This window comes from Xanthomonas sp. NCPPB 3761, from assembly GCF_041475705.2.
Classification (GTDB): Bacteria; Pseudomonadota; Gammaproteobacteria; order Xanthomonadales; family Xanthomonadaceae; genus Xanthomonas; species Xanthomonas phaseoli.
Genome location: NZ_CM191262.1, coordinates 1,894,956 through 1,907,531 on the forward strand (window position 1 = coordinate 1,894,956; position 12,576 = coordinate 1,907,531).

The window sequence follows — 12,576 nt, forward strand, 5'->3', positions numbered from 1 at the left end:
CCCGTTGCGCCGGCCACATGCCGGCGCTAACGAATAACGGAGTACCACCATGGATCTGATTCTTCTGCAGAAAGTGACCAACCTGGGCAACCTGGGCGACAAGGTCAGCGTCAAGCCGGGTTACGGCCGCAACTTCCTCGTGCCGCAGGGCAAGGCCGTGCCGGCCACCGCTGCCAACGTTGAAGCGTTCGAAACCAAGCGCGCCGAGTACGAAGCCAAGGCCAACAGCATCCTGGCCGAGGCACAGAGCCGCGCCACCAAGTTCGAAGGCGCCAGCGTCACCATCGGTGCGCATGCGTCGACCGAAGGCAAGCTGTACGGCTCGGTTGGCCCGCGCGACATCGCCGAGGCGTTCACTGCCGCCGGCCTGCCGCTGGAAAAGAGCGAAGTGATCCTGGGCGAAGGCGCATTCCGCAATGTCGGCGAATACGACGTTGTGCTGCACCTGCACGCCGATGTGGAAACCACGGTCAAGGTCATCGTCGAGTCCGACGCCTGATCCAGGCCGCATGTGTCACCCGAAGGGCGCCTTGTTAGGCGCCCTTCGTTTTTGGGGCGCCGCCGCCAGCACTGGCATGCCCGTTATACTCATGCCCCATTGCCGGTTCCACGGCCTGCAGATCTTATGGATCAAGGGCTTGGGCGCTGGCTTCACAGGAAAAGTGCCTGCCGGCCTCGTCCGCGCGGTGCCCGGAATCTCCAGCCCCCATGCGCCTGTCCACGATCAAGTTGTCCGGTTTCAAGTCGTTCGTCGACCCGACCACGTTGCACCTGCCCACCAACATGACCGGCATCGTCGGCCCCAATGGTTGCGGCAAGTCCAACATCATCGACGCGGTGCGCTGGGTGATGGGCGAAAGTTCGGCCAGCCGCCTGCGCGGCGATTCGTTGACCGACGTGATCTTTTCCGGCTCTTCGGCGCGCAAGCCGGTGTCGCAGGCGACGGTGGAGCTGATCTTCGACAACTCCGACCACACCATCAGTGGCGAGTTCGCCTCGTTCAACGAGATCTCGGTCAAGCGCCTGGTCAGCCGCGACGGCAATAGCGCCTACTACCTCAACGGCACCAAGTGCCGGCGCCGCGACATCACCGATCTGTTCCTGGGCACCGGCCTTGGGCCGCGCAGCTACTCGATCATCGAGCAGGGCATGATCAGCCAGATCATCGAAGCGCGCCCGGAAGACCTGCGCGTGTATCTGGAAGAAGCCGCCGGCATTTCCAAGTACAAGGAACGCCGCAAGGAAACCGAAACGCGTATTCGGCATACGCGCGAAAACCTCGACCGTCTGAGCGATCTGCGCGAAGAAATCACCAAGCAACTGGCGCATCTGCAGCGCCAGGCGCGGCAGGCAGAGCAGTACCAGGCATTGCAGGAAGAGCGCCGGATCAAGGATGCCGAGTGGAAGGCGCTGGAATACCGTGGCCTGGATGGTCGGCTGCAGGGCCTGCGCGAGAAGTTGAATCAGGAAGAGACGCGCCTGCAGCAATTGATTGCCGAGCAACGCGATGCCGAAGCACGCATCGAAACCGGCCGGGTGCGCCGCGAAGAAGCCGCCGAAGCGGTGGCCAAGGCACAAGCCGATGTCTACCAGGTCGGTGGCGCGTTGGCACGGATCGAGCAGCAGATCCAGCACCAACGCGAACTCTCGCATCGCTTGCACAAGGCGCGCGATGAGGCGCAGAGCCAGCTGCAGGAATTGACCCAGCACATCAGCGGCGACTCGGCCAAATTGAGCGTGCTGCGCGAAGCGGTGGCGTCTGCCGAACCGCAATTGGAGCAACTGCGCGAAGACCACGAATTCCGCCAGGAGTCGCTGCGCGAAGCAGAAGCGCGGCTGGCCGACTGGCAGCAGCGCTGGGAAACCCATAACCGCGACACCGGCGAGGCCTCGCGTGCCGGTGAAGTGGAGCGCACGCGCGTCGATTATCTGGACCGCCAGGCGCTGGAAGCCGACCGCCGCCGCGAAGCGTTGGTCAACGAGCGTGCCGGGCTGGACCTGGACGCATTGGCCGAGGCGTTCGAGCAGATCGAACTGCGCCACGAAACCCAGAAAACCTCGCTGGACGGCCTGACCGAGCAGGTCGAGGCGCGCAAGCACGCGCTTGCCGGGCTGCAGGAACAGCAACGCGCCAGCCAGGGCGAGCTGGCCGAAGTGCGCAAGCAGGCGCAGGCGGCGCGTGGCCGGCTGTCGTCGCTGGAAACCTTGCAACAGGCCGCGCTTGGCCAGGAGCAGGGCGCCGCAGTGGCGTGGCTGAAGTCGCGCGGACTGGATTCGGCCGCGCGCGTGGGCGAGCGCATCAGCGTCGAGAGTGGCTGGGAAAACGCGGTCGAAGGCGCCTTGGGGCAGTTGATCGAAGGCGTGCTGGTGGAAGCGCCGGAACAATTGGTCGACGCGCTGGGCGAGTTGGGCGATGGCCGCATCGCGCTGGTGTCCAGTGCGACTGACGATGCGAGCTTCGCGCCGACCTCGCTGGCCACCAAAGTGCAGGGGCCCATCGCGATCCGTCGGCTGCTTGCGCGTCTGCACACCGCCGAGGACCTGGACGCTGCGCGCACGCTGCAACGCAGCCTGCCCGAAGGCGATTCGGTGATCACCCGCACTGGCGAGCGGCTGGGCGAAGGCTGGGTGCGTGTCTCGCGCTCGGGCGCGGCCAAGCAGGGCGCGTTGCTGCGCGAGCGCGAGATTCAAGAGCTCCGTACGCAGATCGAAACCTTGCAGGAGCGCGAAGCCGAGCTTGAGCACCAGCTCTCCAGCTTCCGCGAACAACTGCTGGCGGCAGAGCAGCAGCGTGAAGACGCGCAGCGGCAGCTGTACATGGCGCACCGCAGCGTTTCCGAACTGGCTGGGCAATTGCAGAGTCAGCAGGGCAAGGTCGATGCCGCGCGCACGCGCATCGAGCGCATCGAAACCGAGCTGGCGCAACTACTGGAAACGCTCGATACCAGCCGTGAGCAGGCACGCGAGGCGCGCGCCAAACTCGAAGATGCGGTCACCTTGATGGGCGATCTGCAAGGCACGCGCGAAGCGCTGGAAAGCGAGCGCCGCCAGCTCACCGATGCACGCGATCAGGCGCGCGATGCCGCGCGCGGCGTGCGCGATGCAATGCATGCCTTGGCGCTGACGCTGGAGTCGCAGCGCACCCAGATCGCATCGCTGAGCCAGACCCTGGAACGCATGGACAGCCAGCGCGGGCAGCTCGATACGCGCCTGGAAGATCTGGTCGCCCAGCTGAGCGAAGGCGATTCGCCGGTGGAAACGCTGGAACACGAACATCAGGCCGCGTTGAGCGAACGCGTGCGCACCGAGCGCGCGCTGGGCGAAGCGCGCACCCTGCTCGACAGCATCGACAGCGAGCTGCGCAGCTTCGAACAGACCCGCCAGCAGCGCGACGAACAGGCGCTGGCGCAGCGCGAGCGCATTTCCCAACGCAAGCTCGATCAACAGGCGCTGGTGCTCAACGCCGAGCAACTGGAAGCGGCGGTGGTCAAGGCCGGCTTCGTGCTGGAAGACGTCGTCAACGGGTTGCCCGAGGCGGCCAACGTGGCCGAATGGGAAGCGGCCGTTGGCCAGATCGACGCGCGCATGCGTCGCCTGGAGCCGGTGAACCTGGCCGCCATCCAGGAATACGGCGAGGCCGCACAACGCTCGGAATACCTGGACGCGCAGAACCTGGATCTCAACACTGCGCTGGAAACGCTGGAAGAGGCCATTCGCAAGATCGATCGCGAGACCCGCGGCCGCTTCAAGGACACCTTCGACCGCGTCAATTCCGGGGTGCAGGCGCTGTACCCGCGCCTGTTCGGTGGCGGCCATGCGTATCTGGAACTCACCGGCGAAGACCTGCTCGATACCGGCGTCACCATCATGGCGCGCCCGCCGGGCAAGCGCGTGTCGAGCATTTCGCTGCTGTCCGGCGGCGAGAAGGCAATGACCGCGGTGGCGCTGGTATTTGCGATCTTCCAGCTCAACCCGGCGCCGTTCTGTCTGCTCGACGAGGTGGACGCGCCGCTGGACGAAGCCAATGTCGGCCGTCTTGCCAACATGGTGCGCGAGATGAGCGAGAAGGTGCAGTTCCTGTTCGTCAGCCACAACAAGGCCACGATGGAAGCCGCGCGCCAGCTCTCCGGCGTGACCATGCGCGAGCCGGGCGTCAGCCGCCTGGTCAGCGTGGACCTGGAAGAGGCCGCACGTTTGGCGGGTGCGGCATGACGTGCCATGCTTGTTGGAATATCGACACCTGTCACTCTTATGCGGAGGCACGCTGAATGTCCGACATGGCCATGATCCGGATCGGGATCCTGATCGCTGGACTGCTGCTGGTCGCGGCCATCTTCCTGTTTGGTCGCCCGAAGAAATCGCCGCAAGGGCGCCGGGTCGACAAGGACGAGGGCCAGCCGCGCGAACGGCGCGAACCGGTAATTTCCAGCGAGTTCGGCGTGGATGATGAAACTGCGCAGCGCGCAGAAGGCGTCGAGCAGAGCGAGCTCAACCTGGAAGGGCAGGATGCGGCCGGCGGCAACGAGGTGGGCAAGCGCCCGAACCAGGATTTCGACAAGATCGTGTCGTTGTTCGTGGCCGCCAAGGCAGGCCAGGTGCTGCGCGGCGAAGATGTGGTGGTGGCCGCCGAGAAGACCGGGCTGGTGTTCGGTCACATGAACGTATTCCACCGCCTGGTGGAAGGCCACCCGGAGCGCGGACCGATCTTCAGCATGGCCAGCATCCTCAAGCCCGGCAGTTTCGACATGGCCAATATCCGCGAGATGCAGACGCCGGCGATTGCGTTCTTCCTCACGTTGCCGGCGCCGATGACTGCGTTGGATGCCTGGGAAAAAATGCTGCCCACCGTGCAGCGCATGGCCGAACTGCTGGATGGCGTGGTGTTGGACGACAGCCGCAATGCGTTGGGTCGCCAGCGTGTTGCGCATATCCGCGACGAGCTCCGCGCCTACGATCGCCAGCACCAGGCACCGCCGCTGACCAAGTCGCCACGCTGGTGAGTTGACATGTTGAGCCTGCAGGGCGTGTTGGCGGTGGCGTTGCTGCTGGTGCTGTGGGCGATCTTGGCGATGCCGTTGTTGTGGATCTTCACCAGGATCGCCGCGCGCCTGCGCAAAAGGCCGCGCCATTCGCCCTGGCTGGTGGTGGGCTTTGCAGCCGCGATCACGCTGCTGGTCGCGCCGGTGCCAACGCCTTTCGTCAGCGTGTTCATGCCGCACGCCATCGCACTGCTGGATCGCCGCTATTACCTGCACATCCTGCAAGGCCCGCCGATGCTGCACGAGCTGCTGCTGTGGAACGCGGGCTCGATGGCGTTGACCTTCGTCATCAGCTATCTCTGGATCCGCCGTACGCTGCGCGCACCGGAGCCTGAGGTGTTGGATCGCTAGGAACTTAAAGCCCCTCTCCTGCGCCAGAGGGGTGGGTGAGGGTACGGGGCGAAGCCCTCGTGCAGCCGGACAACGCCAGGCTTCGTGCGCACCCTCATCCACCTTCGGGGCACCTTCTCCCCCATGAAGGAGGACAATGTTCCGAGGGAAGAAGGATTTACCCTTCAGTGCTTGGTGCTCAACGCTTGGCTTTGCCGAATGCCTCACGGAAGCGCAGCATTTCCGCTTCGGTCCCCACGCTGACGCGCACGCGCTTGGGCCAGATCGGCCAGCTGCGGCCGACGATAACGCCCTGCTTTTGCATCGAATCGGCGAACACGCTCGCATCGCGTTTGACGTCCAGTAGGAAGCAGTTGGCTTGCGAGGGCAGGCAGGTGTAGCCCTTGCCCTTGAGCCAGGCGATGGTCTCCTCGCGTACGCGGGAGTTCTCGGCGCGGCGGGTCTGCACCAGCAGCGGGTCGCGCAGGCTGGCGATGCCGGCGGCCATCGCCGGAACCGACAACGGGTTGCTGCCAAAGGCGGCAAGTTTGGTCTGCAAGCCAGGCGGGGCCAGGGCGGCACCCAGGCGCAGGCCGGCCAGGCCGTAGAGCTTGGAGAAGCTGCGCAGCACGATCAGATCCTGGCGCTGACGCACCAGATCGGCCACCGAGGGCTCGTTGCTGTAGTGGATGTACGCCTCGTCGACCACCAGCACGGCGCTGGCCGGCTTGTTGGCCAGCAACCATTCGATGTCGGCGCGCGGGGTGATGGCGCCGGTGGCGTTGCCGGGGTTGCACAGATACAGCATGCCGGCAGTCGGATCGGCCTTGGCCATCGCCTTGACGTCGTGTGCGCCGTCGGCACGCAGCGGCACCTTGCGCACGGCCACGCCGCGGGCGGTGGCGCTTTCGATCAGCGGGTCGAAGCTCGGGTCGGCCACCACCAGCCCTGCACGCGCGGACGTCAACAGGCTGCCGGCCCGGTTCAGCGCGTCCCGCGAACCGGGGAACAACGACAGATGATCGTTGGGCAGCTGCAGTTCGCCGGTCATCAGGTTGCGCAGATCCTGCTCCATCTCGACCAGGTAGCGGCCCGCGCGTGCCAGCGAACGCGTGGCAGCGTCCAAGGCGGCCGGGGCAGGCCCGAGCGGATGCTCGTTGAGGTTGAGGTAGACCGTGCCGGCCGCCGCGGCCACGCCGGGCGTGGCCGGCGCCGCGGCGCGCTTGCGGGCCGCCCCGGCCGCGGGTGCCAGCCCCAGTGCGGAAACCGCCACGCCGGTGGTAGCGAGGCTGAGAAACGAACGGCGCGAGACGGGCAACGACACGGGCGAACTCCAGAGGCGGCGGGCAAAGAGGGCGCCACGCTAGCCGGTTTGTGTCTGTCTGCCTATCGGGGAATTGCCATAAAACTGGTTCGACACGCGCTTGCAGGCGTTGGAGGGCAGAGGGCAAGTGGCGCGACGGCAGCTGGCGGCGATGACCGGGCGCCTGCCGGGCTCGCTGTCGGCCCGGATGCCGATGGGTGCGGGGGCACCTGGTGCGTCTCGACGCAAACGACTTCATCCATCGCTCAATCATCACGAACGGTATCCGCGCCGCTGACCTTGGCATCGGCATCGCCCGTTAGAATGGGCGGCCCAGAGCCAGCCCTGCGATCGTATGACTGCCAGCCCGGATCCCGCTCAGCGCATCGATGCACTGCGCCGTCGCATCGAAGACGCCAACTACCGGTATCACGTGCTCGACGAGCCGCAGATGGCCGATGCCGATTACGACAAGCTGATGCGTGAGCTGGAGGCCTTGGAGCGCGCGCACCCGGAATTGGCCAGTGCCGATTCGCCAACCCAGCGCGTCGGCCATCTGGCCGCCTCGCGGTTTGCCGAAGTGCGTCATGCCTTGCCGATGCTGTCGTTGGGCAATGCCTTCAGCGATGAGGAAGTGACCGAGTTCGTGCGGCGCATCAGCGAGCGGCTGGAGGTCAAGCAACCGCTGTTTTCGGCCGAACCCAAGCTCGATGGCCTGGCGATCAGCCTGCGCTACGAGAATGGCGAGTTCGTGCAGGGCGCCACGCGCGGCGATGGCGCCACCGGCGAGGATGTCAGCGCCAACCTGCGCACCGTCAAGGCGATTCCGTTGCGGCTGCGTGGCGAGGGCTGGCCGCAAGTGCTGGAAGTGCGCGGCGAGGTCTACATGCCGCGCGCCGCGTTCGAAGCCTACAACGCACAGATGCGTGCGCAGGGCGGCAAGGTGCTGGCCAACCCGCGCAATGGCGCGGCCGGCTCGCTGCGGCAGCTGGATGCACGCATCACCGCGCAGCGCCCGTTGAGTTTCTTTGCCTACGGCGTCGGCGAAGTGAGCGAAGGCGCACTGCCGCAGACACATTCGGCGATCCTGGCGCAGTTGCGCGCGTGGGGCTTTCCGGTCAGCGCGCTGGTGGAGGTGGTGCAGGGCAGCGACGGTTTGCTGGCGTATTACCAGCGCATCGGTGAGGCGCGCGACGGGCTGGCCTTCGATATCGATGGCGTGGTGTACAAGCTCGACGATCTGGCCGGGCAGCGCGAAATGGGCTTCGTCTCGCGCGCACCGCGTTGGGCGATTGCACACAAGTTCCCCGCACAGGAGCAGTCCACCACGGTGGAGGCGATCGAGATCCAGATCGGCCGCACCGGTGCGGCCACGCCGGTGGCGCGACTGAAGCCGGTGCATGTAGCCGGGGTGATCGTCACCAACGCCACGCTGCACAACGCCGACCAGATCGCGCGGCTGGATGTGCGCGTGGGCGACACCGTGATCGTGCGCCGCGCCGGCGATGTCATTCCTGAAGTGGCCGCTGTGGTGGCCGACCAGCGCCCGCCCGGTACCCAGGCCTGGCAGATGCCGACCCAATGCCCGGTGTGCGGTTCGCAGATCGTGCGCGAAGAAGGCCAGGCGGTCTGGCGCTGTTCCGGCGAATTGACCTGCCCGGCGCAGCGCAAGGAGGCGTTCCGGCATTTCGTCTCGCGGCGCGCGATGGATGTGGACGGTCTGGGCGAAAAATTCATCGAAGTGCTGGTGGATAGCGGCCTGGTGAAAGGCGTGGCCGACCTGTATCTGCTCAGCGTGGATCAGCTGCTGCAATTGCGCCTGATCAGCACCGCCGAGAGCCCGCACGCGTTTCTGCGCGAGGCGCGCGACCATCTGGCCAGCGGCGCATATGCGCAGCTGGAAACCAGCGTGGTCGGCATCGGCGTGGACCTGGCCGGCGAGCGCGAGGTGCCGCAGACCTGGCAGGCCGATCTGCTGCGCGCAGGCTTGCCGAGCTTCGACTGGAATCGCAAGAAGATCGCCACCAAGTGGGCGGAGAATCTGATCGAGGCGATCGAGACATCGCGCGACACCACGCTGGAGCGTTTCCTGTTTGCGCTGGGCATCGAACATGTGGGCGAAAGCACGGCCAAGGCCTTGTCGGTCTGGTTCGGCGATCTGGAACGGATCCGGCATCTGCCGTGGCCGCTGTTCAAGCGCGTGCCGGACATCGGCGGCGAAGTGGCGCGTTCGCTTGGGCACTTCTTCGATCAGGCCGGCAATCAGCAGGCCATCAATGACCTGCTGCAGCGTGGCGTGCGCATCGGCGATACGCATCCGCCTTCGCCCAAGCTGCGCGAGGCGCTGAGTTTTGCCAATTTGCTAGAGGATCTGGAGATTCCCAAGGTCACGCCAATCCGCGCCGTACAGATCGCGAACGCGTTCGGTTCGATCGATGGTCTGCGCAACGGCGGTCCTGAGCCTCTCCTAGAAGCGGGCTTACCGCAGCCGGTAGCCGAATCGCTCGCGGCCTGGCTGTTGGTATCGGCCAACGACGAGCTTGCGGTCAGGGCACAGAAAAAGCTTTCCGAGCTGCTGGCGGTGCTGCCGGAGGCCGGCGAGGAAAAGACCGGCCCGCTCGATGGCCAGACCGTGGTCATCACCGGGACCCTGGCTGCATTGACCCGCGATGCGGCCAAGCAGCGGCTCGAAGCATTGGGCGCCAAGGTTGCCGGTAGCGTGTCGAAGAAGACCGCCTTCCTGGTGGCCGGCGAAGAAGCCGGTTCCAAGCTCGACAAGGCGCAGTCGTTGGGCGTGGAGATCTGGGACGAAGCGCGTCTGCTGGCCTTCCTGGGCGAGCACGGCCAACAGCCATGAACACGGCGCAGCTGGATCTGGCCGCGCTGCAGTTGCGGGCGCGGCTCAACGCCACGATCCGCGAGTTTTTCGCCGAACGCGGCGTGCTGGAAGTGGAAACGCCGGTGCTTTCGGAGGCCGGCAATACCGAGCCGAATATCGAAAGTTTCAGTACGCGCTTCACCGGCCATGTCGATGCCGGCGCCCCGCTGCGCTGGTTGCGTACCTCGCCGGAATATCCGCTCAAGCGCCTGCTTGCCGCCGGCCTGGGCGATTGCTACGAGCTGGGGCGGGTGTTTCGCAATGGCGAAGCCGGTGGCCGTCACAATCCCGAGTTCAGCATGCTCGAATGGTATCGGGTAGGCTGGAACGATCGCAGTCTGGCGCAGGAGACCATCGAACTGGTGCGTCGCGCGCTGGCGCTGGTCGGGCGCCAGGCGAGGGTGCAGGTGCTGACCTATCGCGCGCTCTTTGTGCAGACGTTGGGCATCGACCCCGTGTGCGACCCGCTCGAAAGGCTACGCGCTGGCTTGCATGACGTCGCCATCGATCCCGTGGGCCTGACCCGCGACGATTGGCTGGACCTGCTGATGACCCATCGCATCCAGCCGGGCTTTGCCAGCGACACCCTGACGGTGGTGCACGATTGGCCGGCCAGTCAATGTGCGTTGGCTCGGATCCGCCACGATGACCCGCCGGTGGCCGAGCGCTTCGAGCTGTATCTGGGCAGTTTCGAGGTGGCCAATGGCTATCACGAACTGAACGATGCGCAGGAGCAGCGTGCGCGGTTTGAGCGCGACAACGCCGTGCGTGCGGCACGTGGATTGCCGCAGCTGCCACTGGACGAGCGCCTGCTGGCGGTGTTGTCGCAGTTGCCCGACTGCGCCGGTGTGGCGGTGGGCGTGGATCGCCTGTTGATGGCCTTGCGCGACACCACGCAGATTGCCGACGTGCTGGCGTTCGACTTCGCCCACGCCTGAGTCATCTGGCTGTCATCGGCGCCGTATTGCTATCTTCACATCGATGATGCTCTCATCTTCACGTCCACGGGGGCGCGGCGAAGATCGTTCGGGGTGAGGATTGTCGGCATGAAGTGGCTGGTCAGCTTATGCGGTTTGTGGTGCTTGCCGCTGCTGCTGCTCGCCGATGCGCGCGCGTCCGACCGCGCAGCCGGCGTGGTGCGCTGCGAGTCCAAGGACCTGGCGCGCGTGCACTGCGCGATGGAGACCGCCCAAGGCGTGCAACTGGTGCGCCAGCTCTCCGAAACCAGCTGCATCCGCGGTAGCGAATGGGATGTCGAACGCGATGGCGTGTGGGTCGAACAAGGCTGCCGCGCCGAATTCGCCGCAACCCGTGCGCAGACCGCAACGGTGATGCGCCGCGTGGTGCGCTGCGATTCCAATGGGGGCACCGTGGCATGCCCGGTAGTACTGCGTGGCGCGCCGGTGCGGCTGCTGCGGCAACGCTCGATGTGGCCGTGCAAGGAAGGGCGCACCTGGGGCGTTCGCCGTAACGAAATCTGGGTCTCGCGTGGATGCGATGGCGAATTCGAGGTGGGCGCAGAAGACGGCTCCGGCTTCGTCGCGGTGCCGCGCATGGTCACCTGCGAATCGAAGAAAAGCGCGCGCCGCACCTGCGGCGTGTCGGTGGAACGCGCGGTGCGCCTGGGCCGGCAGATGTCCAAGACGCCATGCGTGGAAGGCCAGACCTGGGGCTGGAGCCGCGATGGGGTGTGGGTGAACGACGGCTGCCGCGCCGAGTTCATCGTCGACTGAGAGCAGCCAACACGACATCGCGTGCGGTCGTCCGGTTGGCAGGGGCGACGCGCAGCAAGCGCCGGTGTACCCGTGGTACGAGCACCGGCCGCGCCCGCCTGCCGGCTGTGCAGTGGTGTTGTTCGCCGCGCCAAGACCGCGCGTTCGTGCAACAGCGCAGGCGCTGCGCGCGCCTTACAATGGACGCATGAACGACAGCGCCCATATCGATTACGCCCGCTACGACCACATCCGGCCACTGTTGTGGACCGGCGATGCCCTTGAACTGCTCGACCAACGCAAGCTGCCCTTCGAGGTGGCGCATGTGCGTTGCGACAGCAGCGATGCGGTGGCCGAGGCGATCCATTCGCTGGCCGTGCGCGGTGCGCCGGCGATCGGCATTGCGGCAGGTTGGGGCGTGGTGCTGGCCGCGCGCGACATCGCTGCCGACGACGGCAGCGCTGCGCTGCAGAAGCTCGAGCCGGCGCTGCTGCGGCTCAACGCGGCGCGTCCGACTGCCGTCAACCTGGCCTGGGCACTGATGCGCATGCGCCGGGTGCTGGGCGCGGCCGGCGCCGACTGGCGCGAGGTGCTCGCGCGCGAAGCGCAGGCCATCGCCGATGAAGACCTGGCCGCCAACCGCCACATGGGCGCGCTTGGCGCCGCGCTGATCGCCCCAGGCAGCGGCGTGCTCACCCATTGCAACACCGGCTCGCTGGCCACCGCCGGATTCGGCACCGCACTGGGCGTGATCCGCGCCGGCATGGCGCAACAACGCATTGCCAAGGTGTTTGCCGGCGAGACCCGGCCGTGGCTGCAGGGCGCCCGCCTGACCGTGTGGGAGCTGCAGCAGGACGGTATCGACGCCACCTTGATCGCCGATTCGGCGGCCTCGCATCTGATGAAATCCGGGCTGGTGCAATGGGTGATCGTCGGCGCCGATCGCATCTGCGCCAATGGCGATACCGCCAACAAGATCGGCACCTACCAGCTGGCCATCGCCGCGCGCCACCATGGCGTGAAGTTCATGGTGGTAGCGCCCTCGTCCACGGTGGATATGGCAACGGCCAACGGGAACCAGATCGAGATCGAGCAACGCGATCCCGGCGAGCTGTTCGGCGTGGGCGGGGTCAGGACGGTGGCCGACGGCATCCATGCCTGGAACCCGGTCTTCGACGTCACTCCGGGCGATCTGATCGACGCAATCGTCACCGAACGCGGCGTGATCGCGCAGCCGGACCTGGCGCGGATGCAGGCCGCCTTCGGCAGCTGAGCCCGGGGCCGCCCGCCCGGCTGCCAACACCGCCAAAACTC

9 protein-coding genes are annotated in these 12,576 nt (G+C 66.3%); 8 read left to right on the forward strand and 1 reads right to left on the reverse strand.

Annotated features, from left to right (window positions below; genetic code table 11):
• Positions 1 to 49 precede the first annotated feature (49 nt).
• The 4 genes from rplI to ACCQ00_RS08410 all read left to right on the forward strand — a co-directional run bounded on the left by rplI (position 50) and on the right by ACCQ00_RS08410 (position 5,390).
• Positions 50 to 499: a 50S ribosomal protein L9 gene (gene rplI / locus ACCQ00_RS08395; RefSeq protein ID WP_003485864.1), complete on the forward strand. Its 450-nt coding sequence runs from the start codon at positions 50 to 52 to the stop codon at positions 497 to 499.
• 209 nt (positions 500 to 708) lie between these two features.
• The gene (smc, locus tag ACCQ00_RS08400) at positions 709 to 4,212 is read left to right on the forward strand and encodes a chromosome segregation protein SMC (RefSeq protein WP_017159149.1); all 3,504 of its coding nucleotides are present in this window, start codon (positions 709 to 711) and stop codon (positions 4,210 to 4,212) included.
• 56 nt (positions 4,213 to 4,268) lie between these two features.
• The gene (zipA, locus tag ACCQ00_RS08405; RefSeq protein WP_017158158.1) at positions 4,269 to 5,000 is read left to right on the forward strand and encodes a cell division protein ZipA; all 732 of its coding nucleotides are present in this window, start codon (positions 4,269 to 4,271) and stop codon (positions 4,998 to 5,000) included.
• A gap of 6 nt (positions 5,001 to 5,006) precedes the next feature.
• The gene (locus ACCQ00_RS08410; protein WP_039569201.1) at positions 5,007 to 5,390 is read left to right on the forward strand and encodes a hypothetical protein; all 384 of its coding nucleotides are present in this window, start codon (positions 5,007 to 5,009) and stop codon (positions 5,388 to 5,390) included.
• A gap of 178 nt (positions 5,391 to 5,568) precedes the next feature.
• On the opposite strand, the gene ACCQ00_RS08415 is transcribed toward ACCQ00_RS08410, so the two are convergent.
• Positions 5,569 to 6,693: a pyridoxal phosphate-dependent aminotransferase gene (locus tag ACCQ00_RS08415; RefSeq protein WP_039569203.1), complete on the reverse strand. Its 1,125-nt coding sequence runs from the start codon at positions 6,691 to 6,693 to the stop codon at positions 5,569 to 5,571.
• A gap of 334 nt (positions 6,694 to 7,027) precedes the next feature.
• On the opposite strand from ACCQ00_RS08415, the gene ligA reads away from it, so the two are divergent.
• The 4 genes from ligA to mtnA all read left to right on the forward strand — a co-directional run bounded on the left by ligA (position 7,028) and on the right by mtnA (position 12,535).
• On the forward strand, positions 7,028 to 9,529 hold the full coding sequence (gene ligA, locus ACCQ00_RS08420) for an NAD-dependent DNA ligase LigA (RefSeq protein ID WP_039569205.1): 2,502 nt from the start codon (positions 7,028 to 7,030) through the stop codon (positions 9,527 to 9,529).
• Complete coding sequence (gene epmA, locus ACCQ00_RS08425; protein WP_017158162.1) at positions 9,526 to 10,488, forward strand: EF-P lysine aminoacylase EpmA; 963 nt, start codon at positions 9,526 to 9,528, stop codon at positions 10,486 to 10,488. Before ligA ends, epmA begins: the two co-directional genes overlap by 4 nt.
• 108 nt (positions 10,489 to 10,596) lie before the next feature.
• Positions 10,597 to 11,283 carry a DUF3011 domain-containing protein gene (locus ACCQ00_RS08430; RefSeq protein ID WP_005914882.1) on the forward strand — a complete coding sequence of 229 codons (687 nt, stop codon included), beginning with the start codon at positions 10,597 to 10,599 and terminating at the stop codon, positions 11,281 to 11,283.
• A 187-nt stretch (positions 11,284 to 11,470) separates the two neighbouring features.
• Positions 11,471 to 12,535 (forward strand): S-methyl-5-thioribose-1-phosphate isomerase, encoded by a 1,065-nt coding sequence (gene mtnA / locus ACCQ00_RS08435; protein ID WP_017158163.1) that lies wholly within the window; start codon positions 11,471 to 11,473, stop codon positions 12,533 to 12,535.
• Positions 12,536 to 12,576 lie beyond the last annotated feature (41 nt).